We start from the raw sequence: 24,527 nt of genomic DNA, 5'->3' as shown, positions 1-24,527 counted from the left end.
GCGGCGATGTCAAGCCTGGAGTACCATTCCGCCTGTATCGCGCGTGCGCGCCCACTTACCGAATGACAGTCCCATGAAATTTGAACACCTGATTGAAATCAACGATCCGCTGAACCCGCTGATCGACACCCTGAGCCTGGAACAAGTCTGGCGCGGCCTGGTCTTGCGCGCCGAGTCGCCTAGGCTGTTCGTACCGCACCTGGACGAGTGCCAGATCAGCGAGCGCAGCGACGCCGGTTTCGCGCGCAGCCTGCGCTATGGCGAGCTGGTCATCAACGACAAGGTGGTGCTGATACCCCAACTGCAGGTGCGCTACGACGTGCCGGCGCAACAGGATATCAGCGCGTCCTCGCTGGTGATGACCATCGAAATGCCCGATGAAGCGAGCCTGTGGGTGCGCTTCCAGTATGACGACGGCCACGACGCGGCCACCGATGCGGCCAACGCCCTGTACGACGACTTCCGCCGCTCCGCCTACAAGGAATCCGACATCGACACGGTGCGCATCATGCGCGAGCTGGCGGCCGAGGGCCGCCTCGATGCGGGTCTGTTGAACTGACCGTTACGCCGCTTTTTTCGCTGCCTTGCGCCGCGTCATAAAACCCACCAGGCCCAGGCCGGCCAGCATCATGGCGTAGGTGCCGGGTTCCGGCACGGCCGACACGTTCACGGCGTTGATGCCCCAGCCTTCGTCACCGAGGCCTTGCGCATTGCCCGAGTAGGAGTACGTGATCGAGTTGAGGCCGCTCAACAAGGCAATGGGAATGTAGACGCTGGCTTTGCCGCCGCTGAAAGCGCCGTTCGTCTGGGCATTGACGGTGGCATTGTTGGGGTTCAGGTAAATCACGTTGGCGCCGCCGCCGCCCAGGTCCCAGCTGCCCGTCAGCAGCGTCGTGCCGTTGACGCTCAGCTTGAAGAGGTCCGCATAATCATTCGCGCCATCCAGACTGGCATATCCTTGAATCTCGAAACTCAGCAATGCCGCGCCGGCCGAGGCGGTAAAAGTATCGGTAATCTGGCCAGGGCTGGCCAAGGCGCCCAAACCACTGTGGTTGTCGGAAAACACCGTGGCGGCGTGCGCATTGGACAACAGGGCGGCGCCGGACAGGGCCATCAGGCAGATCAGTTTTTTCATCGCTAAGCTCCAGTGTAGATACGGATCATGTGGTCATGGCTGAGATCTGCAACGGGAGTTTGACGACCTCTCGCCGCTATCGGCCAACGCTGTATTTGTAACCATCAGGAAACTAATGGTAATAATCTTTTGCAGTAATTGCAATTAATCAATTATTATTTTTGCAAATACAGTGACATAAATGACACAGCAATCACGCCCTGGCGCTGCTGCCCCACAGCTGGTCGGGGCGAAACTGCAGCCCCGCCTGCTCCGCGCTGAGCACTTCGCGAATCGCGTGCAAGTCCACGCGCGTATCGCGGCGCAGCGGCACGTCCAGGCGCGCGCCACGCGGGCCGATCAGCGACTGCACGTGGGGCGTGGTGGCATTCAAGCCCTTGCGCGTGACGACGCCGATTTCCCCATTGAGTAATTTGACGAAGGTGCCGACCGGGTAGATGCCCAGCTCGCGCACCAGCAGCGAGGCCAGCGGCGCATCCAGGGTAGCCTTGTCGGCCATCAGCATTTCACGCAGGGCCACGTTCGGCAGCAGGGGCTGGCGATAGCTGCGCCTTGACACGCGCGCGCAATAGCGGTCGGCCAGCATGATCAGGCGCGCGCCGATGCCGATCGCCTCGCCTTGCGTGCCCAGCGGATAACCGCTGCCATCGATATTTTCATGGTGCTGCAGCACGGCTTGCAGCCAGACGGCATCCGTGACGCCGGCCGCGCGCAGCAAGTCGACACCCGCTTGCGGATGGGCGCGCAAATAGGCGCGTTCCTGCGCGTCCAGCGGGCCCGCCTTGTGCTGGAAATCCGCATGGCGTTCCAGCATGCCCACATTCATGCTCAGCGCAGCGAGCAGCACGCTGCGGATTACCCCGTCATCGAGTTTCAGGGCACGCGCCAGCAAGGCCGTGATGACGGCCGTGTCGACGCTGTGGCGCACGGCAAAGTCGCCCGCACCCTGGTTGTGCAGGATGCAGGCCAGCGCCACGTCGGCGTCCAGTGCCACCGCCTCTTCCACCAGCTGCGCCAGCGGCACCAAGGACGCGTGGCTGCCCGCCTGCCCGGCGGCAATCGCCGGCAAGACGAGGGCCAGGCCCGCCGTGACGAGGTTCAGCATGCGCAGGGCCGACGGCGCTTCCGTGGCCGTGCGCGGCACGTCCGCGCTGGTATCGGCGATGACGCCACGCGCCAGCAGCAATGCGATCTGGTTCTCGCTGCTGATGACATGGCCCAGCCTGGCCAGCAAGCTGCCCGTCTCATCATGCACGTCCCAGGGCAGGGCCACGCCCAGGGCGAGTTCTCCCGCATAAATGCGCCGAATTTTCACATCGTCTCCGTCATCGCTAGCCGCCACCCTTTTTACCATCAGGAAGTCGTGGGCATGAACCAATTGAAATATTTTTTGCTTTTAGTCAATATTCCAATGTGGCAACGATGATCGCGCAATCATGTGCGCTTGTCTACAAAATTGTTTAAATACAAAAATTGCATCAGACGCCAGGCGAGCAATCGGCGCAGCCCGGTGCGTGTTCCGGGTCTTTTTCCAGGTGCAGCGCCAGCTCGCGCAAGGCCGTGCGCACGCCTTCCTCGATGACGGGGTGGTAAAACGGCATGTCGAGCATGGCCGGCACCGTCAGCTGTGCCTGGCATGCCCAGGCCAGCAAGTGGCCCAGGTGTTCCGCCCGTGGGCCGATCAGTTCGGCGCCGAGAAAGCGCTTGCTGCCAAACTCTGCATACACGCGCAGCAAGCCCTGGTTTTGCAGCATCACGCGGCTGCGGCCCTGGTTGCCGAACGACACGGCACCGACGGCAAAGCGGCCCGCGTGGCTCACGCACAGTTGCTGGTAGGTGGCGCCCAGGGTGGCGATTTGCGGCTCCGTGAAGGCGATCGCCAGCGGCGTGCGGCGCAAGCCAGGTTTGACGTCAGGAAAGCGCGCCGCATTCTCGCCCGCGATGCGGCCCTCGTCGGCAGCTTCGGGCAGCAGCGGCAAGGCGTTGTCGGCATCGCCGGCGATAAAGATGGCGCTCTTGCCGCACTGCATGGTGTGCGGGTCATGCAGGGGAATGCCGTGGCGGTCGAGCTCGATTTGCGCCGTGTCCAGCCCGATCTGGTCCACGTTCGGACGGCGGCCGATGGCGGCCAGCAGATACTCGAACTGCTCGGTTTTTTCCGCGCCCGCGCCATCGCGGCTGGTGAGCACGATGCCGCTGCCATCCGATGTTTTTTCCACGTGCGCCACCGTGGTCTGGAAGCGGATGTCGAGTTCGCGCGCCAGCACGGCGCCCGCCTCGCGCAGCACCAGCGGGTCCGTCAGCTGCGCGACTTTGTTGCCGCGCGCAAACAGGGTCACGCGCACGCCCAGGCGGGCCAGCGCCTGGCCCAGTTCCAGGCCGATGACGCCGCCGCCGACCACGGCCACCGATTGCGGCAAGTCCGTCCATTCGAACACGGCGTCGCTGGTGATGACTCTGTCGCCCGCCGCCCGCCACTCGGGCGGCACGATGGACGTGGAACCGGTGGCAATCACCACGCTGGCCGCTTCCACCAGCGTGTGTTCATCCACCTGCAATGTGCCGGGGGAAATAAAGCGCGCATGGCCGCGCAGTTTTTCTTCCTCGGGGATGGCATTGACGCCATCGAGGACGAAACCGACAAAGCGGTCGCGCTCGCTACGCACCCTGGCCATCACTTGCTGGCCATCGATGCGCACGGGGCCCGGATGCACGCCAAAAGCGGGCGCGGCAGCCACCGCATGGGCCGCCTCGGCCGCCGCGATCAAGAGTTTGCTGGGCATGCAGCCCACGCGCGCGCAGGTCGTGCCGTACGGCCCGCTTTCGATCATCAGCACGCGCTTGCCCTGCATGCGCGCCGCCTTGTGCGCCGTCATGCCGGCCGTGCCGCTGCCGATCACGGCCACATCCACTTGTAGTGTTTTCATCGTGCTGTCCATCCCACTGAGGTTGCTCACAGCGTTCGATACTACCCGTTTGCCGAAAATAAGGTTTTACTTTGCTGCAATATATGTATTAGTATAACTAATCATTTTTAGAATTTATAAGCTGAGCTAATGGGATCACTCGATTATCGCGCGCTGGCCGTGCTGGACGCCGTGGCCAGCCATGGCAGTTTCGACAAGGCCGCCCTGGCGCTGGGCATCACCCAGTCAGCCGTCTCGCAGCGCATCAAGGCGCTGGAAGACGCCAGCGGGCGCCTGCTGATCATCCGTGGCCAGCCGGCCGTGCCGACGGGCCTGGGTCAGCGCCTGATCGTGCATCACCGCAACGTCAAGCTGATGGAAGCCTCGCTCGACATCGACCTGGGCAACAGCGTCAGCATGCCGGAAATCGCCATCGCCATCGATGCCGACAGCCTGGCCACGTGGTTCCCCGACACTTTATCCGCCCTGCTGGCGCCGCCGCGCTGCCAGCTCGACGTGCGCCTGGCCGACAGCGACAGCGCCTTGCAAATGGTGCGCGACGGCTCCGTGTTCGGCTGCGTGGCGGCCGAGTCCGGCACAGCACTGGACGCGGCGGCGGCCACCAGCGTCACGCCGCTGGGCACCCTGCGCTATGTCTGCGTGGCCACACCCGTGTTTGCGGGCCACTGGTTCGGCGATGGTTTCAGTGCCGAGGCGGTGCAGCTGGCGCCCGCCGTGGTGGGTCAGCACGGCTTGCTGGCACGTTTCCTTGCTGAAAAATTGAGCATGCGTGAACCGTTTCCGCACCATACTTTACCCGTGGAAGCGGCGCGCCGCGGCTGCGTCCAGGATGGACTGGCTTACGGCCTGATGCCGCAGCGCCTGGCCGCGCCAGCGCTGGCAACGGACCGCCTCGTGGATCTGCTGCCGGGCAGCACCCTGGATATGCCGCTGAGCTGGCATGCGTGGACTCTGGACACGCCGTTTACCAAGCTGCTGTCCGAGCAGATCGTCAAATCGGCGCGCGATTACCTGCAGTAATTTAAATATCCAGCGGGTCCACTTCCAGCGACCATTTCACGCGCGACTTCATGGCGCGCAGCTCACTTAACCATTCTTTTAAAAACGCCTGCAGGGCCGGCCGCGAGGGCGATTCCAGCAGCAGCTGGGCGCGGTCCACGTTGTAAACGCGCGTCATGCTCATGGGAATCGGGTCATTGATGGTCACTTGCGGGTGCGCCATACACTCCTTGGCCGCCTGCAGGAATTCGATGGCCGTGGCCAGCTCGGGCGCCTCGGCGCGCAGCAGGGCCTGGAACAGGTACGGTGGCAACGCCGCCTGCGCCCGCTCTTCCAGCAAGGTCGTGGCGAAATGGTCGTAGTCGTGGTTGACGACGGCGTCGTACAGCGGATGGCGCGCATAGCGCGTCTGGATCAGCACCTCACTGACGCTGCCCCCTTCCGTCTGCGCGGCGCGCCCGGCCCGGCCCGCCACTTGCATCAGCTGGGCGAACAGCCGTTCGCTGGCCCGGTAATCCTGGGAAAACAGGGCCGTGTCCGGATTCAAAATGCCGACCAAGGTCAGCTTTTTGAAATCGTGGCCCTTGGCCACCATCTGCGTGCCGATCAGAATATCCACTTCGCCCCGGTGCACGGTGTCGAACGCTTCCTGCGCGCTGCCCTTCTTGCGCGTGGAATCGGCATCGATGCGCAAGATGCGCGCCTCGGGAAACAATTGCTGCAAACCTTCTTCCACCCGCTGCGTGCCGCGTCCCAGCGGCTGCAAGTCGACGTTGCCGCAGGTGGGGCAATGGCGGGGAATGCGCAATTCCAGGCTGCAATGGTGGCAGCGCAGCCGGTGCTCGGGCTTGTGCAGCACCATGAACGAGGTGCAGCGCGTGCAATTGCTGATCCAGCCGCACGATTCACAACAGATCACGGGCGAATAGCCGCGCCGGTTCAAAAACAGCAGCGACTGCTCACCGCGCTCCATGCGCAGTTTCAAGGCGGCCACCAGATGCGAGGTCAGGCCATCTTTCGGCTTGTCGCGCTCCATGTCGAGGATCTTGACGCGCGGCAAGACGGCATTTTTCACCGCCCGCTCGCGCAGTTCCAGCTTGCGGTAGCGCCCCGTCTGCGCGTGGTGCCAGCTTTCCAGCGAGGGCGTGGCCGAACCGAGCACGATGGGAATCTGCAATTGCCAGGCGCGCCACACGGCCAGGTCGCGCGCGGAATAGCGCAAGCCTTCCTGCTGCTTGTAGGACGGGTCGTGTTCCTCGTCGATGACGATCAGTTTGAGTTTCGGCAAGGACGCCAGGATGGCCAGCCGCGTGCCGAGCACGATGCGCGCCTGGCCCTGGTGGGCGGCCAGCCAGTGCAGCATGCGTTCGCCCTCGGACAGGCTGCTGTGCAAGGTGGCCAGCATGACGCCGGGAAAGCGCGCGCGGATATTGCCTTCCAGCTGGGGTGTCAGGTTAATTTCCGGCACCAGGATGAGGATTTGCGCCGCCTCGTCGCGCGCCAGCACCTGGGCGCAGGCTTGCAGATACACTTCCGTCTTGCCGCTGCCCGTTACGCCGTACAGCAAGGTCGGCTTGAAACCCTGTGCGCCGCCGATGGCGTCGGCCGCTTCTTGCTGGGCGGCATTCAGGGCCGGCATGTTCAGCGGCGTGCCGTCGTGCGCATCGGCCAGCTTGGCCAGCTTCTTGATGGCGCGGTCCAGTGCCACGGTGGTCAGCACGCGCAGATTCTTCGGCAAACCCGGCAGCGCCACCTCGCCCAGCGGGCGCTGGTAGTAATCGGCGGCAAAGGCGGCCAGCGCCAGCCACTGTTCCGACAGCGGCGCCAGCTGGCTGCGCACGGCCAGCACGTCCTTCAATTTCGCGGCGGGCACGTCGGTGCTGCTTGAGATGCCGACGATCAGCCCCATCACTTCGCGCCGGCCAAACGGCACCAGCGCCAGCTGCCCCACTTGCGGTAGCGGCACGTCCGCCGCCGCGTTCCAGCGGTAGTCGAACAGGGCGTTCAGGGGCGTGTCGAGCGCGATTTTCAGGATGCACGACGTCAAAAGGCACTGCGACATGGGGAGTTGGCCTATCTTATAAAAAAGCGCGCGGCAGGGTCCATCGCGCGGCGGGAGGTCAGGCATCAAGCCAGCGGGCCATGATACTTGTTTCGTCCGTCAAACGCCTAACCGCAGGCAGCACAGCGTGTCATCATGCCTGAAGAAAATTCTGTGGATAACTTTGTGGACAAAGCAAAATTAACTTTCATAAAAATGTGGACAGAAAATTTTGATCGCCGTCAAGAGGGGCACGCAAGAAAAATTAACTATTTAAAATCAATGACTTAAAAATTGATCCCCGGAAGGCGATAAATCCGTGGGGCATTTCCGCCGCTGTGCATAACTGAACCATTTCTGATTTTTTTATACAGGAATAAGCACCGTTTTGATGCATGCCTTGCGCAAAAATCTCCACCATAGGCGGCAAAGTTGACAATTGCCGGGCAAGCGTTCGGTTTTGCCTGGCGCGCGGCGAAACATTGTTGAATGATCATGCAGTGCAACATGCACTTCAGGTGAAATCTGAACATCGACGCTAAGTATCGGTTAACAAAATACTTTTCAATTTTATCCACAGAATCTGTTGATAACTTTGTGGACAATGAAGGAATAAGGCTGGCGAACGGAAGAATAACCTTATCAATTGCAACAAAGTCCGCCGGGCAAGGCATTTTTTATTTCTTAATAATCAAGCACTTGCAGAGCATCCCCGGGCATGGATTTTCGACTGCCTCTTATTTCCGCAGCAAAAAAAATTGTGCATAAGTCGGTATTTCTTGCTAAGGCGCAGCAAAGAAAAAGGCAGGCTTTCGCTGGAAAGCCTGCCTCTCTACCCCTGTGCCAGGGCAATGCGCTTGCTTACTGGCCGCTGCGCATGGCGCGGCTCATGCTGTGCACGGCTTCCACCATGGCTGCCACCGATTCCGGCGGCGTGAACTGGGAAATGCCATGGCCCAGGTTGAACACGTGACCCGTGCCTGCCGACGGCGCGCCAAAGGCGTTGAGCACTTTCGCCACTTCGGCGCGGATCTGCTCGGGGCTGGCGAACAGGATGGCCGGGTCGAGATTGCCCTGCAAGCCCACTTTATGCCCGACCAGCTGGCGCGCGCGCGTCAGGTTGACGGTCCAGTCCAGGCCCACGGCATCGGCGCCGATGTCGGCGATCTGTTCGATCCACTGGCCGCCGCCCTTGGTAAACACGATGGCGGGAATCTTCACGCCATCCTTGTCGCGTTTCAGCTGCGCCACCACTTGCTGCATGTAGGCCAGCGAGAATTCCTGGTAGGCGCCATCGGCCAGCGCACCGCCCCACGAGTCGAAAATCATCACGGCTTGCGCGCCGGCATCGATTTGCGCATTCAGGTACTGCGCCACGGACGTGGCGTTAATCGCCAGGATGTGGTGCATCAGGTCCGGGCGGTTGTACAGCATCTTCTTGATGGTATGGAACTCTTTCGAGCCGCTGCCTTCCACCATGTAGCACGCCAGGGTCCACGGGCTGCCGGAAAAACCGATCAGCGGCACGCGGCCATTGAGTTCCGTGCGGATTTGCGTGACGGCCTTGAAAACGTAGTCGAGCGACTCCAGGTCCGGCACTTGCAAGGCCTTCACATCCTGCTCCGTGCGCAACGGACGCTCGAACTTCGGACCTTCACCATCGGCGAAATACAGGCCCAGACCCATCGCGTCGGGCACCGTCAGGATGTCGGAAAACAGGATGGCCGCGTCGAGCGGGAAGCGCTCCAGGGGCTGCAAGGTCACTTCGGTGGCGTAATCGGGATTCTTTGCCAGGCCCAGGAAGGAGCCGGCCCGCTCGCGCGTGGCGCGGTATTCGGGCAGGTAGCGGCCCGCCTGGCGCATCAGCCAGACAGGGGTGTGCTCGGTCGGCTGGCGCAACAGGGCGCGCAGGAAAGTATCATTCTGGAGCGGAGCAAATTGTGGCATGGCAGGCAATCGAGCTTGGGAAGAAGCGGTATTATCGCATCCAATCGCCAGCAAATCATTGATTCAGGTGCCGCTTTGCAGCATTTGCCACGCACAGCGATGACTTTCGTTGTGCCGGCCCTTCCTTTATGATGATGCACGCCGCCGCGCTGCCTGACGCCGCCTGGAGGCCCCCCCCCTTTCCACCACGACACGGAGCCCGCATGACCTCGACCGCATCCAGCACCCCTTATGGCATTTGGCCATCGCCGATCAGCGCGGCCATCGTCGCCGCTGGCGCCTCGCCGCTGACGCAGCTGGCCCTGGGCGGGGCGGATGGCGCCGACGTGTTCTGGCTGGCCGGGCGCGCCAGCGAGGCCGGCCGCAACACCCTGCTGCGCCAGCGCGGCGCGCGGGTCGATGAACTCACGCCGGCGCCCTTCAATGTGCGCACACGCGTGCATGAATACGGCGGCGGCGCGTATGCCGTGGCCGGCGATACCGTGTATTTTTCGCATTTCGCCGACAATTGCCTGTACCGCGTGGCCGGCGACGCCGCGCCCGAAGCGTTGACCACGGGTGGCAACACGCGCCACGCGGACTTCGTCGTCGATGCGGCCCGTGCCCGCCTGATCGCCGTGCGCGAGCAGCATCCGGCAGAAGGTCACGCGCATCCGGAAAACTGCCTGGCCGCCGTCGGCTTCGACGGGCGCGACACGGTGCTGGCGCGCGGCCACGACTTTTATGCCGCGCCGCGTTTGTCGCCGGACGGCAGCCAGCTGGCCTGGATCAGCTGGGACCACCCGCGCCTGCCGTGGCAAGGCACGGAACTGTGGCTGGCCGACGTGCACGCGGACGGCAGCCTGGGGTCGCCACGCCTGATCGCCGGCGGCGCGCGCGAGTCGATTTGCCAGCCGGAATGGTCGCCGAACGGCTTGCTGCACTTCGTTTCCGACAGCAGCGGCTGGTGGAATCTGTACCGCCTGCACGGCGCCGACATCGAGGCGCTGTGCCCGATGGAAGCGGAATTTGCCACGCCGCACTGGACCTTCGGCGCCAGCATGTACGGTTTTCTGTCCGACGACGAAATCGTCTGCACGTATATCCAGGCCGGCATCAGCTACCTGGCGCAATTGAATGTGGCCGAGGCGAAACTGGAGCCGATTCCCCACCCGTACCAAGAAATCCGCGAACTGCGCGTGGGCCCCGGCTTCGTCGCGCTGCTCGGCGGCAGCCCCACCATCGCGCTGGAACTGGCGCGCATCGACCTGTCGAACCATGAGCTGGAAGTGCTGGCGCAATCGATCGCGCAATTGCCCGCGCTGGCTCACCTGTCCGTGCCGCGCAGCTTGAGCTTTACCAGCAGCAATGGCCGCACGGCGTATGCCTTCTTCTATGCGCCGCACAATACCGACGTGCAGGCGCCGGCAGGCACCTTGCCACCCGTCATCGTCATCAGCCACGGCGGCCCCACCAGCATGGCCAGCAATACCTTGAAACTGGCGACGCAGTACTGGACCAGCCGCGGCATCGGCGTACTCGACGTCAACTATGGCGGCAGCAGCGGCTTCGGCCGCGAATACCGCGACGCGCTGCGCGGGCAGTGGGGCATCGTCGACGTGGAAGACTGCATCGCCGGCGCGCGTTACCTGGCGGCCAACGGCCTGGCCGACCCCGAACGCCTGATCGTGCGCGGCGGCAGCGCGGGCGGCCTGACGACCCTGTGCGCATTGACTTTCCACGACGTTTTCAAGGCCGGCGCCAGTTACTATGGCGTGTCCGACCTGAAGGGCCTGGACGACGATTCGCACAAGTTCGAATCGCGCTACACCGATTACCTGATCGCCCCCCAGCCGCAAGCCGAAGCGCTGTACCTTGAGCGCTCGCCCATCCACCACACGGATAAACTGTCGCGCCCGATGATCTTCTTCCAGGGCCTCGATGACAAGGTGGTGCCGCCGCAGCAGTCGCAGCTGATGGTTGACGCCCTGCAGGCGCGCGGCGTGCCCGTCGCGTATGTACCGCTCGAAGGCGAGGGCCACGGCTTCCGCAAGGCGGAAAACATCGTGCGCACGCTGGAGGCGGAACTGTATTTCTACCAGCGCGTGTTCGGCCTGCCCGTGGCGGCCGGCGAGCCTCCCGTGCAGATTGCCAATTTGCCCGCATGACAGACCCACACTTGGACCAGCAACTGCTAGCCGAATTCACCGCCCTGGAGCAGCACGAACAGATGATCCTGGCCTTGCTGGCGATTGCGGGCGAGCCGGTGGGCAAGCATGCCGTGTATGAACACTTACAGCGCGCCAATGTCGTCGAGCCGGACGGCACGCCGTTTGCCCTGCTCACCGTCACGGGCATGCTGCAGCATTTGACGCGGCACGCGCTGGCGTCCGAAGTGGTGGGACGCGGCTATGCCTGCGAAGCCAAGCTGCGCTGGCCCGCCATGCGCGCCGCCATCGAGCACCTGGCGTTCCGCGACCTGTGCCAGGCCATCGAAACCATCAATCCCGTGCGCCGCAACTGGGATGGCTATGTGGAATTGCGCAGCTACCGGCAAGGCGTGGCGCGCTTGCGCATCGCCCTGTTGCGCAATGACGAAGTGCGCCAGGTGGCCGCCATCCTGGCCGCCTGCATGGCCTGCTATGAAGCGCAGCAGCTGCATCCGCTGATCGAGATTTTCGGCCGCCCGTTCGAGCCGGAAATGCTGTCTTTCGTCATGCCGCAACTGCAGGATGACATCCTCGCCGTGCTGCTGGGCAACGCCCCGCGCGAGCCGGCCACGGCGCACGCCATCCGCAGCTATGCGCGCGCGCACCACGCGCGCCAGGCGGCGGCCGGCGACCATATCGGCGCCGCTCTGCCGCTGGCCTTGGCCGAGGATGCCCTGCTGTGCGGCGAACTCGACGCCGCTGCGCGCTACCTGGCAGGCCAGCAGGGGCCGCAGGCGCTGTTTGTCGACAGCAGCATCGCCCTGTTGCGCGGCGAACACGCGCAGGCCGTGGCGGGCTTTGAAACAGCCCTGAAAGGATTGCGCAAGGAGGCGGGCAAGCGCAAGCTGTGCTTTACGGGCATCGGCGGCCACCTGTACGTGCTGGCCCTGCTGCGCGGCAACGACGCCAAGCTGCTGAAAAGCGCGGAAACCTACCTCGATATCGCGCTGCACGCGCAGCCGAACCACGACAGCATCGTCTACCAGCAGTTCAATACCTTGCGCCTGGTGCGTGCCGGCGTGCTGCTGGCGGAAAGCATCCCCACGCGCAGCTGGGAAACGGGCTTGCAGGCGCAGCTGTTCCAGGCCTTGCTGTACTACTGGCTGGCGCTGCCGCAATTGAACGAGCGCAAGGATCAATTGCGCTTGCTGGTGCAGCAAGCCGACGCGGCCGGCTATGATTTGATTGCGGCGCAGGCGGCCGGCTTGCTGGGCTTGCTGGGCGAGCCGCAGCAGGAGCGCTATGCCACCTCAAAGCGGGCGCAACATGGCTTGACGGACATGGCGCCGTGGTTCGAGCGCCAGGAAGCGTGGCAGCGCCAGCTGAGCGCGCTGATCAACCTGCAGCAAAACGCGCCCGCCGAAGCCATCGGCAGCGTCTCGCGCCTCGTGTGGCTGGTGGCGTTCGACCCGCGTTTCGGCCTGACGGCCGTGGAAGTGCGCGAGCAGAAACGCGACGCACGCGGTGGCTGGAGCAAGGGCCGCGCCATGGGCCTGAAACGCCTGGCCGAAGAGGCAGGCGACATCGACTTCCTCACGCCGCAGGATGCCCGCGCGGCCGGCAGCATCGCACCGTTCAAACAGTATTATTCGTCGGCGCCGCGCTATGAAATCGAGCTGGACAAGGCCGCCATCTTGCTGGTGGGCCACCCGCTGGTGTTCTGGCTCGACCATCCCGACACGCGCGTGGAACTGATCGCCGGCGCGCCCGAGCTGCTGATCAAGTCGCACGAGGGGCAGCTGTGGCTGGGCATGCAACCGCCATTGCCCGACAACGGCGGCAACGTCGTGGTGCAGCGCGAAACGCCGACGCGCTTGCGCGTGGTGCACATTCTCGACGAGCACCGGCGCATCGGCGCCATCGTGGGCCTGGGCCTGTCCGTACCGCTGCATGCGGAAAAACAGGTGATGCAGGCGATCGGCGCCATCTCGTCCATGGTCACCGTGCAATCGGACATCGGCGGCGGCGCCGGCGACGCGGAAGTCATCACGGCCGACCACCGCCTGCACGTGCACCTGCTGCCCTACCAGCAAGGTTTGAAGATGCAGATTTTAGTCCGCCCACTGCTCGACAACGGCGCCTATTACGCACCGGGCAGCGGCGCCGAAAGCGTGTTTGCCGACGTGGCGGGCCGGGCCGTGCAGGCGCGGCGCGACCTGAACGGGGAACGCGAAGCGCAGCGCCAGCTGATCGGTAAATGCCTGGTGCTGGAAGAGGCGGAAGAAGAACACGGCGAGTGGCTGCTGGGCCAGCCTGCCCTGGGCTTGCAACTGCTGGTCGAGCTGCAGGCGCTGGAGCCTGGCGGCATGGTGCTGGCCTGGCCCGAAGGCGAAACCATGCGCGTGTCGAAACGCATCGACAGCGGCCAGATGCGCCTCAATATCAAGAGCGAAAAAGACTGGTTTGCCGCCAGCGGCGAAGTGCAGATCGATGAAGACAAGGTGATGGATTTGCGCGCCCTGCTCGACTTGATGCAGAACAATAAAAGCCGCTTCGTGGCCTTGGGCGACAACCAGTTCCTCGCCCTCAGCGACGAATTGCACCGCCGCCTATCCGAGCTGGCCGCGTATGGCGAAGCGCATGCCGATGGCGTGCGCATCCACCCGCTGGCCGCCTTCGCGCTGGAAGAGCTGGCCAACGATGCGGGCGGCGTGAAGGCCGACAAACTCTGGCGCGAACACTTGCTGCGCCTGCGCGCCCTCGACGACTTTCAGCCGCAGCTGCCCAGCACCCTGCAGGCCGACTTGCGCGACTACCAGCTGGCCGGCTACGCATGGCTGGCGCGCCTGGCGCACTGGGGCGTGGGCGCCTGCCTGGCCGACGACATGGGACTCGGCAAGACGTTGCAGGCGCTGGCGCTGATCCTGGCGCGCGCGCCGAACGGCCCCACCCTGGTGGTGGCGCCCACGTCCGTGTGCATGAACTGGATCAGCGAAGCGCAGCGTTTTGCGCCCACCTTGAAGGTCAAACTGTTTGGCAGCGGTGACCGCGCCGACATGCTCGATACCTTGCAGCCGTTCGACCTGGTGGTGGCCAGCTATGGCTTGCTGCAGCAGGAAGCGGCCCTGTTTGCCGGCGTGCGCTGGCATACGATCGTGCTCGACGAAGCACAGGCGATCAAGAATGGCGCCACCAAGCGCTCGCAAGCCGTGATGGCCTTGCAAGGGGATTTCCGCATGCTGGCCAGCGGCACGCCGCTGGAAAACCATTTGGGCGAATTGTGGAATTTGTTCCGTTTTATCAACCCCGGTTTGCTGGGCACTCTCGACCAGTTTAATTTGCGCTTTGCGGGACCGATAGAAAAGGATCAGGACAAGCGGGCGGCGGCCGGCGCGCGCTTGCGGCTGCGCCGCCTGATCGCACCGTTCATCTTGCGCAGGACAAAAACGCAAGTGCTGTCCGAATTGCCGTCGCGCACGGAAATCGTGCTGGAAGTGGCATTGTCGCCGCAGGAAGCGGCGCTGTACGAATCCCTGCGCCGCGAAGCGCTGGAAAAGCTGGCCATGGTGGAAGGGCCGGCGTCGAAGAAGGCCATCCAGATCCTGGCGGAAATCATGAAGCTGCGCCGCGCCTGCTGCAATCCGCAACTGGTGGCGCCGGAACTGGGCCTGGCCAGCAGCAAGCTGGCGGCCTTCGCCGAGCTGCTGTCGGGCTTGCTGGAAAACCGCCACAAGGTGCTCGTCTTCAGCCAGTTCGTCGACCACTTGAGCCTGATCCGCCAGCACCTGGAACAGCATGGCGTGAGTTACCAGTATCTCGACGGCAGCACGCCCATGCAGGAGCGCAAGCGCCGCGTCGATGCCTTCCAGGCGGGCGAAGGCGACGTTTTCCTGATCAGCCTGAAAGCGGGCGGCATGGGCATCAACCTGACGGCGGCCGACTATGTGATCCACATGGATCCGTGGTGGAATCCGGCCGTGGAAGACCAGGCCTCGGATCGCGCCCACCGCATGGGGCAATTGCGGCCCGTCACGATTTACCGCTTGGTGGCGAAACACACGATCGAGGAAGGCATCGTCGAATTGCACCAGCATAAGCGCGACCTGGCCGACAGTTTATTGGAAGGCAGCGATGCAGCCGCGCGCATGTCGGCAAGCGACATGCTGGGCATGCTGCAAGAGGGGTTGAAAAAATGAACGACGAAGCCGCGTTCCATGCGATGATCGTTTTTCCGCTCTTCTTTCTTGCCCCATGACCGACTACATCGCCACCAGCGCCGGCCAGCGCGCCACCTTTCTGTGCGGCAAATCCTGGACCGCCTATGTCAGCACTTTCGTCATTGCCGTGCTGCTGTTCTTTGCCGCCCTGCCGCTGGCCTTCAAGTACAACGCGCGCGCCGCCTTCGTGGTGCTGATCGGCTCGGCCCTGATCGTCGGCTACCGCCTGCTGACCATCCGCAGCTATCAGCTGTACATTGATGAGGCGGGCGTGTGGCTGGCCTCCGGCATCTTGCCGTGGAAAAAGAAACTCATGGGTGTCAAATGGCGCGACATGGATGAAGCCGTCTACGAAACCAATTTCTGGAGCTGGCTGTTCCAGTCCTATACGGTGCGCGTCAGCCAGCGTTACACGCAAGACATCGAAATCCACGCCACCGGCATGGCGCGCGGCAAGGATGCCGTGGCGGCCATCAATGCGCGTCAGCAGGAGATGCTGCAAGGCAGCGCCATCGTCGTCTAGCGGGGCTGGCTGGCCTGGCAAAAAACTGCGCAAGCGCGGCAATTAATGCTAATCTTTGGCCGCCCTGGCAAGCAAAGCCAACCTTTCAATAGTTGTTTGTTACTTATATTATCAGTTTATTATTTTCTGATGAGGGCAAACAACAAAATATTCAAGAGATAAACTATGCTGACAAGAAATAAAGTTGCGCTCGCCGCATTGATGCTGGCCTTTACCCTGACACCGGCCAGCGCCGCCAAGAAGCCGCAGAAGAACGGCAAGGCCAGTACCAGCAGCAGCAAGAAAAAAACCGTCACCAAGAAAGCGGCCGTCGTCAGTGCCGCCACGGCAGCCACGGTCGCCGCCGTCGCCAGCGAGAACAGCAGCGACCGCTCCATGAATAACCTGAGCGGCCAGTTCCTCACGGCCCTGTGGCGCCTGGACCCGGAAAGCGCGATTTCGGTCGGCAAGTACGATGGCGCCGCCAACCTGAGCATTCCCGACGCGGCCAGCCGCCAGAAGCAACTGGCCTTCATCGAAGAATGGCTGGGCAAGTTCGGCAAGCTGAATGCCAGCAAAATGTCGGACAAGCAACGTACCGACCTGGCCTTGCTGACGAATAAACTGCAATCGGACCGCTGGTATCTGACCACCTTCCGCGAATTCGAATGGAATCCCGCCCAGTACAACGTGGCCGGCTCCATCGACTTCATCCTGAACACGGAATACGCGGCGCAGCCGCAGCGCCTGCGCACCCTGCTCAAGCGCATCGCCAGCGTGCCGCAATACTATGCGGCCGCGCGCGCCAGCATCGTCAACCCCACGCGCGAACACACGCAACTGGCCATCGCCCAGAGCGCCGGCGTGCTCAGCGTGCTTGACGACCTGAACAAAACGGCACAGGCGTCCATCCTGACGCCGCTCGAAAAACAGCTGTACAACGCGCGCATCGCCGCGGCCCGCTCGGCCGTGCAAGGCTATGCGGCCTGGCTGACGGAGCAGGATGCCGCGCTGGCGCAGAACGGCAACGCGCGCTCCTTCCGCATCGGCAAGGACTTGTACGAACAGAAATTTGCCTACGATATCCAGGCCAGCGTGAGCGCCGAGCAGATGTACCAGAAAGCCCTGGCCGCGCGCGAAAAGTTGCTTGAGCACATGGATAGCCTGTCCGACGAGCTGTGGGTGAAAACCATGGGCGCCACGGCCAAGCCGGCGGACCGCACTGCCAAGATCGGCATGGTGATCGACAAGCTGTCCAGCAATCACGTGGCGCCCGCCGATTTCGTGCCGGAAATCCGCCGCCAGATCCCCGAGTTGCAGGAATGGGTGACCAGCCACAACCTGCTGACGATGGACCCGAAAAAGCCGCTGGTCGTGCGTGAAACGCCCGCTTACCAGCGTGGCGTGGCTGGCGCCAGCATCGAGGCGCCCGGCCCCTACCGTCCGCAGGACCGCACCTATTACAACGTGACGCCGCTCGACGGCGAAACGGCGGAACAGGCGGAAAGCAGCTTGCGCGAGTACAACCACTGGATCTTGCAGATCCTGAACATCCACGAAGCCATCCCTGGCCACTATACGCAACTCGTGTATGCCAACAAGTCGCCGTCGCTGGTCAAGTCCATCTTCGGCAACGGCGCCATGATCGAAGGCTGGGCCGTGTATGGCGAACGCATGATGCTTGAATCGGGCTATGGCAACAATGCGCCGGAAATGTGGCTGATGTATTCGAAGTGGAACTTGCGCAGCGTCACCAACACCATCCTCGACTACAGCGTGCACGTGCAGGGCATGACGCAAGAGCAGGCGCTGGACCTGCTGACGCGCCAGGCCTTCCAGACCAAGCGTGAAGCGACGGAAAAATGGCGCCGCGTGCAGCTGAGCTCGGTGCAACTGACCAGCTATTTCAGCGGCTACAGCGAAATCATGGACTTGCGCGAACAGCGCAAGCAAGCGCTGGGCAGCAAATTCGTGCTGAAGGATTTCCACGAGCAATTCCTCAGCTACGGCAGCGCGCCCGTGAAAGTCATCAAGGAACTGATGAACTAAGCGGCGCTCGCCGTCAGCTTGCAAAGGGCGCTGCGGCGCTGCATCCGTTTGCGCCGCCGCAAACCGCCAGCGCCCCTGCCCATTAAGCTGACGGGAAGGCAGGCGCCACCGCACTCCTCACTGGCAATCGCCGATTTTTCTGCTAGGGTGGTAGTCAGGAGCGTCCATGCATATGCCCATCCAGTTCGACACCCTCGAATACGCCAAACGCCTCGCCTCGGCCGGCGTGCCCACGCAGCAAGCGGAAACCCATGCGGCAGCCTTGGGTGATGTGCTGGGGTCGGCCGTGGTCGTGCATGGTGAGCTGGCGGCGCTGGAACGCAATCTGCTGGGGGAAATCAAGCTGGTGTCGCAAAGAGTCGACACCAGGGTAGGAGCCCTGGATGTGAAAATAGATGCGCTGGAACTGAAACTCGACAGCAGAATAGATACACTGGAACTGAAACTTGATAGCCGAATAGATGTACTGGAACAGAAGTTCGATAGCAGAATAGATGCACTTGAACAGAAGTTCGATGCCAGATTCGATAACTCCGAGCAGAAGTTCGATGCCAGATTTGATAATTCCGAGCAAAAATTCGAGGCCCGCCTGGAACGCCTGGACTTGCGCCAGGGCGCGGACATGAAACACGTGTACTGGATGATGAGCACCTTGATCCTGCTCAACCTGGGCATCCTCAGCAAACTGATGCTGCAGTAAGCACTCACCTACCCCTCTGGCAATAAAAAAGCCGCTGCTCCCGAAGAAGGTCAGCGGCTTTTGCTTGCGAGTATTGTAGAGCGTCTAGGACGCTTCTTCCGGCGCCTGGGTGGCCCTGACGAAGATGGGCGCCACCAGCAAGCCCAGCTCGAACAGCAGGCACATGGGGATGGCCAGCGAGAACTGGCTGACCACGTCCGGCGGCGTGACGATGGCGGCAATCACGAAGGCGCCGACGATGATGTAGGGACGCACTTCCTTGAGTTTCGCGATAGTAACCAAGCCCATGCGCACGAGGATCACCACCACCACGGGCACTTCGAACGTCGCGCCAAAGGCCAGGCACATCGACATGACGAAATCGAGGTAGTTTTCGATATCGGGCGTCACCGCGATCGACGATGGCGAAAAGTCACTGATGAAGTGGAAGACGCGGCCAAACACAAAGAAATAGCAGAAGGCCACGCCGGCCATAAACAGCAGCGACGAGGAAATGACCAGCGGCGCGATCAGGCGCTTTTCATGCGTGTACAGGCCGGGCGCGATGAACGCCCACATCTGGTACAGCACCCAGGGCAAGGCGACGATGAAGGCGATCACCAACGTCACTTTCATCGGCACCAGGAACGGTGAGATGACGCCGGTGGCGATCATTTTCGAGCCGGCCGGCAGCGAGGCGATCATCGGCTCCGCAATAAAATCGTAGATTTGCGAGGGGCCGGGCCAATAGAACAGTACGGCGCAGACGACGGCGATGCCGATCGAGGCCTTGACCAGGCGGTTGCGCAGCTCGACCAGATGCGAGATAAAGGTTTCTTCCACCGGGGATTTGCTACTCATGAGTAAAAGGAGGAGGAACTGGTGCGCGGACGGAAGCGCGCCACGCGGGCGGCCGCCGACTGCACGTGCAGCTTGCCGCCATGGCGCTGCTTGTACCAGCCAGGGATGGCGGAATTGCGCACCAGCTTCTTGCGGCGGAATTCGCGCGCCTTGCGGGCCAGGTCTTCATTGGTGGCGCGCAGCATGGCTTCATGCGCATCGTGGTGTCCATCATACGCGCTGGAATCGCCGCGCCACGCGTTTTCCACCTCGGCCAGGTTGCCGGAGATCGAGTTTTCCACGCCATGCATGGATTTCTCCACGCTTTGCTTGACGGAATGGGCTGCATCCTGCACTTCCTTCTGCAGGTTTTTCAGCTCTTCCATTTCAATTTCGCGCGAGACTTCGGATTTCACCTGGTTCAGGTAGCGTTGCGCGCGGCCATACAGGGTACCGGCCATGCGCGCCACTCTCGGCAACTTTTCAGGGCCGATGACTATCAACGCAACCACGCCGATGATGGCGATTTTAGAGAGACCGAGATCGATCATAAGCGGACAAGGGCTGTTACCGGACGAGGCAAGCGCCCCGCCACGCTATCAGAACTTGCTTTTCTCTTTCGTCTCGACGTCGATGGTGCTTTTGTCGGCCACTTGCGATGGCGCAGCAGGAGGGGTGTTGGCTGCCGGCGCGTCATCGTCGCCCTTGACGCCATCCTTGAAGCCTTTGACGGCCTTGCCGATATCACCGCCGATATTGCCCAGTTTCTTGGTGCCGAAGACCAGCATGACAATGACCAGAACGATCACCCAGTGCCAAATACTCAATGAACCCATCACATTCTCCTTGCGGGACGGTGCCCGAATAGCGTCGACCAATGCCGGTAGTATACACGTGAACCCGGCGCACAGCGAAATCAGTGTTGACCGCGCCAGGGGCGGGGACCGCCGTACACATGCATGTGCAGGTGATACACCTCTTGCCCACCGTTCGGGCCGCTGTTGATCATGGTCTTGAAGCCGCCGGCGGGCGTGCCATCGGCCTCATACGTGACGGCGCAGCCGAATTCGGCAGCGAGTTTCGGCGCCAGGCGCAGCAGCTTGCCCAGCATGTCCGCATGGCTATCGTCGCAGTCGGACAGGCTGGCCACGTGGCGCTTCGGGATCAGCAGCAGATGCACGGGGGCGGCCGGGTTGATGTCCTTGAAGGCCAGCAAGTCGTCATCCTCATACACGATGGTCGAGGGAATTTGTTTTGCAGCAATCTTGCAGAAAATACAGTTATCCACGCACGCTCCAGTAGGTCAGTGTTTGTCTGTTTCGCCGGCGTCGCGCAATTCATCCTTGCGTGCCGCTTTCTCTTCCAGGCCGGACAGGCCTTCGCGGCGCGCCAGCTCGTCGAGCACCTGCTGCGGCGTCAGGTCGAACTGCGCCAGCATCACCAGCGAGTGAAACCACAGGTCGGCGCATTCGTACAAGACCTTCGACGGGTCATTGTCGCGGCGCGCATCCTTCGCGGCCATCACCGTTTCCGTCGCCTCTTCGCCGATTTTTTTCAAAATGGCATCGTCGCCTTTGGCAAACAGGCGCGCGACATACGAGGTGGCGGGGTCGCCGCCGTTGGCCAGCTTGCGCGATTCGATCACGGCGGCCAGGCGCTTTAAAGTTTCACTCATTTGCTCTTGCTTTCCGCGTATATCGTCTCAGGGTCTTTCAGCACGGGGTCGGTGATTTGCCATTCGCCCGTTTTTTCATCGCCTTCGAATTTCTGGAAGAAACACGAATGGCGGCCCGTATGGCAGGCGATGCCGCCGGCCTGCTCGATCTTCAGCAAGACCACGTCTTCATCGCAATCGAGGCGGATTTCCAGCACTTTTTGCGTGTGGCCCGATTCTTCGCCCTTGTGCCAGAGTTTTTTGCGCGAACGGCTCCAGTACACGGCTTCGCCCAGTTCCACCGTGCGCGCCAGCGCGTCGCGGTTCATCCAGGCGAACATCAGCACGTCATTGCTGCCCGCTTCCTGCGCGATCACGGGCACCAGGCCGTGCTCGTCCCATCTGACCTTTTTGAGCCACTTGGCATTGCTTGCTACGATGGTTCCGTTTTGCATGTTCTATATCCTGGGTACTATTTTGTTTACGCCAGACGCATGGGAATGCCCTGCTGCGCCATGAAACGCTTGGCTTCCTGTACCGTGTGCTGGCCATAGTGGAAGATGCTGGCGGCCAGCACGGCATCCGCGCGGCCCACCTTGATGCCGTCGACCAGGTCTTGCAAGCCGCCCACGCCGCCCGAAGCGATGACGGGGATGCTGACGGCGTCGGACACGCCGCGCGTCAGGCCCAGGTCAAAGCCGACCTTGGTGCCATCGCGGTCCATGCTGGTGAGCAAGATTTCACCTGCGCCCAGACTTTCCATCTTTTTGGCCCATGCAAAGGCGTCCAGACCCGTGGCAGTGCGCCCGCCATGGGTAAACACTTCCCACTTGCCGGGCGACACCTGCTTGGCGTCGATGGCCACGACGATGCATTGCGAGCCGTGCTTTTGCGATGCCTCAAATACCAGCTGCGGGTTCGTCACGGCCGAGGTGTTGATGCTGACCTTGTCGGCGCCCGCGTTGAGCAGCCGGCGCACGTCTTCCACCACGCGCACGCCGCCGCCCACGGTCAGCGGAATGAACACTTGCGAGGCGACCGCTTCGATGATGTCGAAGATCAGGCCGCGATTGTCGCTCGACGCGGTAATGTCGAGGAAAGTGATTTCATCGGCGCCCTGCTCGTCATAACGGCGGGCGATTTCCACCGGGTCGCCGGCGTCGCGCAATTGCGTGAAGTTGACGCCTTTGACGACGCGGCCATTGGTCACGTCGAGGCAGGGGATGATACGTTTTGCAAGCATGATGGGTTCCAGATTGTCGCCAGGCCAGGGCACGCGCAGGCGCACCCCGGCCGGGCTGGCTTAAACGGCGGCGTCGGTCAGTTCGTCGGCGCGTTCTTGCGCCTGCGCCAGGTCGATCGTGCCTTCATAGATGGAACGGCCGCAGATCACGCCTTCGATACCTTCGGCCTGGACCGCGCACAGCGCTTCCACGTCGCCGATATTGTGCAGGCCGCCCGAGGCGATGACGGGGATCTTGACGGCTTGCGCCAGCTTGACGGTGGCGTCGATATTGATGCCGCCCATCATGCCGTCGCGGCCGATGTCCGTGTAGATGATCGATTCGACGCCGTAGGCTTCGAATTTTTTCGCCAGGTCGATCACTTCGTGGCCCGACATCTTGCTCCAGCCATCCGTTGCCACTTTGCCATCCTTGGCATCGAGGCCGACGATGATATGGCCCGGGAAGGCGCCGCAGGCGTCGTGCAGGAAGCCGGGGCTTTTCACGGCCGCCGTGCCAATGATGACGTAGGTGATGCCGGCGTCGAGATAGCGCTCGATGGTGTCGAGGTCACGGATACCGCCGCCCAGCTGCACGGGGATTTCCTCGATGTCGTTTTCCAGTGCGAAATCCTGCACCGCCTTCAGGATGGCTTTGACGGCGCCTTCGTTCTTCGGCTTGCCGGCAAAGGCGCCGTTCAGGTCGACCAGGTGCAGCCGGCGCGCGCCTTGCATCAGCCAATGGCGGGCCATCTCGGCCGGGTCTTCGGAAAATACGGTGGCAAGTTCCATATCGCCTTGTTTCAGGCGTACGCAGTGACCGTCTTTCAGGTCGATGGCGGGAATTAGCAGCATGGTCAGTGTGGTTTAAAGTGAGTGAAGAAGCGAAAAAAAGCTGAAAAGGTCACGTAGCTCACATCAAGGTTGCCAGTGAACAAAGTTCTTGTACAGCTGCAAGCCAGCGGCAGCACTTTTTTCAGGATGAAACTGTGTCGCGAAAATATTATCACGCGCGACGGCGCAAGCGAACGGCGCGCCATAGACAGTCTCGCCCACCGTGTGCGCCGCTTCTTGAGGTTGAGCAAAATAGCTGTGCACAAAGTAGAAATAGGCGTTGTCGGCAATGCCCTCCCACATCGCATGGGACGCCGTTTGCCGCACTTGGTTCCAGCCCATTTGCGGCACCTTGAAGCGCGAACCGTCTTCCTGCACCTGGCCGTCGAGCTGGAAGCGCACGACTTTGCCTGGCAACAAGCCCAGACCGGCCGCATCACCCTCTTCGCTGCCGTCGAACAGCATTTGCTCGCCGATGCACACGCCCAGCACGGGCTTGCTGTCGGCGGCGCGCAGCAGCGCCTCCAGTACGCCCGATTCGCGCAGGCTGCGCATGCAGTCGGGCATGGCACCCTGGCCCGGCAAGACGATGCGGTCGGCGCTGTCGATATCGGCAGCGAGGCCGGAAATGCGCACATCGGCTTCCGGCGCCACGGCACGCAGCGCCTGCGCCACCGAGCGCAAATTGCCCATGCCGTAATCCACCACCACAATTTTATTCATGTTTGATCCCGGAATCTACAGTATAGCGAGAGCGGCGCTTACAGGCTGCCCTTGGTCGATGGAATGATGCCGGCCGCGCGCTCGTCGAGCTCGGCAGCCATGCGCAGCGCGCGGCCAAAGGCCTTGAACACGGTTTCGCACTGATGGTGGGCATTCGTGCCGCGCAGGTTGTCGATATGCAAGGTCACGCCCGCATGGTTGACGAAGCCGCGGAAAAATTCCAGCGTCAGGTCGACGTCGAAGCCGGCGATCATGGCGCGCGTAAACGGGATGTGGTATTCGATGCCCGGGCGGCCCGAGAAATCGAGCACCACGCGCGACAGCGCCTCGTCCAGCGGCACATACGCATGGCCGTAGCGGCGGATGCCCTTCTTGTCGCCGATGGCCTTGGCCACGGCCATGCCCAGGGTGATGCCCACGTCTTCCACCGTATGGTGGTTGTCGATATGCACGTCGCCCGTCGCTTCGATATCGAGGTCGATCAAGCCGTGGCGGGCGATCTGGTCCAGCATATGGTCGAGGAAGGGCACGCCGGTGTTCAGCTTTTGCTGGCCCGTGCCGTCCAGGTTGAGGGCGACGCGAACTTGCGTCTCATTGGTGTTGCGCGTGATTTCTGCGGTGCGGTTCAT

At 62.4% G+C, this 24,527-nt stretch carries 22 protein-coding genes; 7 read left to right on the top strand and 15 right to left on the bottom strand.

Annotated elements, in window-relative coordinates; all coding sequences use genetic code 11:
• Window positions 1-73 precede the first annotated feature (73 nt).
• Window positions 74-559 (top strand): SRPBCC family protein, encoded by a 486-nt coding sequence (locus CLU93_RS12540; protein ID WP_099761568.1) that lies wholly within the window; start codon window positions 74-76, stop codon window positions 557-559.
• Between the two features lie 3 nt (window positions 560-562).
• Here CLU93_RS12540 and CLU93_RS12535 read toward each other — a convergent pair whose 3' ends face one another.
• The 3 genes from CLU93_RS12535 to CLU93_RS12525 form a co-directional block, all read right to left on the bottom strand.
• The gene (locus CLU93_RS12535) at window positions 563-1,135 is read right to left on the bottom strand and encodes an FxDxF family PEP-CTERM protein (RefSeq protein ID WP_180287846.1); all 573 of its coding nucleotides are present in this window, start codon (window positions 1,133-1,135) and stop codon (window positions 563-565) included.
• Window positions 1,136-1,328: 193 nt separating this feature from the next.
• Window positions 1,329-2,450 carry an HD-GYP domain-containing protein gene (locus CLU93_RS12530; protein WP_243420074.1) on the bottom strand — a complete coding sequence of 374 codons (1,122 nt, stop codon included), beginning with the start codon at window positions 2,448-2,450 and terminating at the stop codon, window positions 1,329-1,331.
• 163 nt (window positions 2,451-2,613) lie between these two features.
• Entirely contained in the window at window positions 2,614-4,062 is a 1,449-nt protein-coding gene (locus CLU93_RS12525) for a dihydrolipoyl dehydrogenase (RefSeq protein WP_099761566.1), read from the bottom strand.
• A 129-nt stretch (window positions 4,063-4,191) separates the two neighbouring features.
• On the opposite strand from CLU93_RS12525, the gene CLU93_RS12520 reads away from it, so the two are divergent.
• The gene (locus CLU93_RS12520) at window positions 4,192-5,082 is read left to right on the top strand and encodes an ArgP/LysG family DNA-binding transcriptional regulator (protein WP_099761563.1); all 891 of its coding nucleotides are present in this window, start codon (window positions 4,192-4,194) and stop codon (window positions 5,080-5,082) included.
• 1 nt (window position 5,083) lies between these two features.
• On the opposite strand, the gene CLU93_RS12515 is transcribed toward CLU93_RS12520, so the two are convergent.
• On the bottom strand, window positions 5,084-7,123 hold the full coding sequence (locus tag CLU93_RS12515) for a primosomal protein N' (RefSeq protein WP_099761560.1): 2,040 nt from the start codon (window positions 7,121-7,123) through the stop codon (window positions 5,084-5,086).
• Window positions 7,124-7,963: 840 nt separating this feature from the next.
• Entirely contained in the window at window positions 7,964-9,049 is a 1,086-nt protein-coding gene (gene hemE / locus CLU93_RS12510) for a uroporphyrinogen decarboxylase (RefSeq protein WP_099761557.1), read from the bottom strand.
• A gap of 203 nt (window positions 9,050-9,252) precedes the next feature.
• Between hemE and CLU93_RS12505 the strand changes: the two genes are divergently transcribed.
• The 5 genes from CLU93_RS12505 to CLU93_RS12485 all read left to right on the top strand — a co-directional run bounded on the left by CLU93_RS12505 (window position 9,253) and on the right by CLU93_RS12485 (window position 18,646).
• Complete coding sequence (locus CLU93_RS12505; protein WP_099761554.1) at window positions 9,253-11,196, top strand: dipeptidyl-peptidase 5; 1,944 nt, start codon at window positions 9,253-9,255, stop codon at window positions 11,194-11,196.
• Window positions 11,193-15,374 carry a DEAD/DEAH box helicase gene (locus CLU93_RS12500; protein WP_099761552.1) on the top strand — a complete coding sequence of 1,394 codons (4,182 nt, stop codon included), beginning with the start codon at window positions 11,193-11,195 and terminating at the stop codon, window positions 15,372-15,374. The genes CLU93_RS12505 and CLU93_RS12500 overlap by 4 nt, the downstream gene beginning before the upstream one ends.
• A 55-nt stretch (window positions 15,375-15,429) precedes the next feature.
• Entirely contained in the window at window positions 15,430-15,918 is a 489-nt protein-coding gene (locus CLU93_RS12495; RefSeq protein ID WP_096232605.1) for a hypothetical protein, read from the top strand.
• 165 nt (window positions 15,919-16,083) lie between these two features.
• Window positions 16,084-17,946: a DUF885 domain-containing protein gene (locus tag CLU93_RS12490; RefSeq protein ID WP_373629843.1), complete on the top strand. Its 1,863-nt coding sequence runs from the start codon at window positions 16,084-16,086 to the stop codon at window positions 17,944-17,946.
• Window positions 17,947-18,112: 166 nt separating this feature from the next.
• Window positions 18,113-18,646, top strand: a complete 534-nt coding sequence (locus CLU93_RS12485; RefSeq protein ID WP_099761549.1) for a hypothetical protein — start codon at window positions 18,113-18,115, stop codon at window positions 18,644-18,646.
• An 84-nt stretch (window positions 18,647-18,730) separates the two neighbouring features.
• Here the strand turns inward: CLU93_RS12485 and tatC are convergent, their stop codons facing one another.
• The 10 genes from tatC to hisB all read right to left on the bottom strand — a co-directional run bounded on the left by tatC (window position 18,731) and on the right by hisB (window position 24,527).
• Window positions 18,731-19,486, bottom strand: a complete 756-nt coding sequence (gene tatC, locus CLU93_RS12480) for a twin-arginine translocase subunit TatC (RefSeq protein WP_099761547.1) — start codon at window positions 19,484-19,486, stop codon at window positions 18,731-18,733.
• Window positions 19,483-20,016, bottom strand: coding sequence for a Sec-independent protein translocase protein TatB (gene tatB / locus CLU93_RS12475; protein WP_099761544.1), 534 nt, complete (start codon window positions 20,014-20,016; stop codon window positions 19,483-19,485). The genes tatC and tatB overlap by 4 nt, the downstream gene beginning before the upstream one ends.
• A 48-nt stretch (window positions 20,017-20,064) precedes the next feature.
• Entirely contained in the window at window positions 20,065-20,301 is a 237-nt protein-coding gene (gene tatA / locus CLU93_RS12470) for a Sec-independent protein translocase subunit TatA (protein WP_071075001.1), read from the bottom strand.
• 80 nt (window positions 20,302-20,381) lie between these two features.
• Entirely contained in the window at window positions 20,382-20,753 is a 372-nt protein-coding gene (locus CLU93_RS12465; protein ID WP_099761542.1) for a histidine triad nucleotide-binding protein, read from the bottom strand.
• A 15-nt stretch (window positions 20,754-20,768) separates the two neighbouring features.
• The gene (locus tag CLU93_RS12460) at window positions 20,769-21,140 is read right to left on the bottom strand and encodes a phosphoribosyl-ATP diphosphatase (protein WP_034753849.1); all 372 of its coding nucleotides are present in this window, start codon (window positions 21,138-21,140) and stop codon (window positions 20,769-20,771) included.
• The gene (gene hisI, locus CLU93_RS12455) at window positions 21,137-21,574 is read right to left on the bottom strand and encodes a phosphoribosyl-AMP cyclohydrolase (protein WP_071074999.1); all 438 of its coding nucleotides are present in this window, start codon (window positions 21,572-21,574) and stop codon (window positions 21,137-21,139) included. Before hisI ends, CLU93_RS12460 begins: the two co-directional genes overlap by 4 nt.
• Before the next feature lie 26 nt (window positions 21,575-21,600).
• Entirely contained in the window at window positions 21,601-22,362 is a 762-nt protein-coding gene (hisF, locus tag CLU93_RS12450; protein WP_096232613.1) for an imidazole glycerol phosphate synthase subunit HisF, read from the bottom strand.
• Between the two features lie 60 nt (window positions 22,363-22,422).
• Window positions 22,423-23,196 carry a 1-(5-phosphoribosyl)-5-[(5-phosphoribosylamino)methylideneamino]imidazole-4-carboxamide isomerase gene (gene hisA, locus CLU93_RS12445; RefSeq protein WP_096232615.1) on the bottom strand — a complete coding sequence of 258 codons (774 nt, stop codon included), beginning with the start codon at window positions 23,194-23,196 and terminating at the stop codon, window positions 22,423-22,425.
• A gap of 63 nt (window positions 23,197-23,259) precedes the next feature.
• On the bottom strand, window positions 23,260-23,898 hold the full coding sequence (gene hisH / locus CLU93_RS12440; RefSeq protein ID WP_099761539.1) for an imidazole glycerol phosphate synthase subunit HisH: 639 nt from the start codon (window positions 23,896-23,898) through the stop codon (window positions 23,260-23,262).
• A 38-nt stretch (window positions 23,899-23,936) separates the two neighbouring features.
• Complete coding sequence (hisB, locus tag CLU93_RS12435; protein ID WP_010402123.1) at window positions 23,937-24,527, bottom strand: imidazoleglycerol-phosphate dehydratase HisB; 591 nt, start codon at window positions 24,525-24,527, stop codon at window positions 23,937-23,939.

The sequence above is a fragment of the Janthinobacterium sp. 35 genome (assembly GCF_002754575.1).
Classification (GTDB): Bacteria; Pseudomonadota; Gammaproteobacteria; order Burkholderiales; family Burkholderiaceae_D; genus Janthinobacterium; species Janthinobacterium tructae.
Note: the sequence above shows the minus strand (reverse complement) of the source record. Positions and strands in the feature narration are given on the sequence as shown.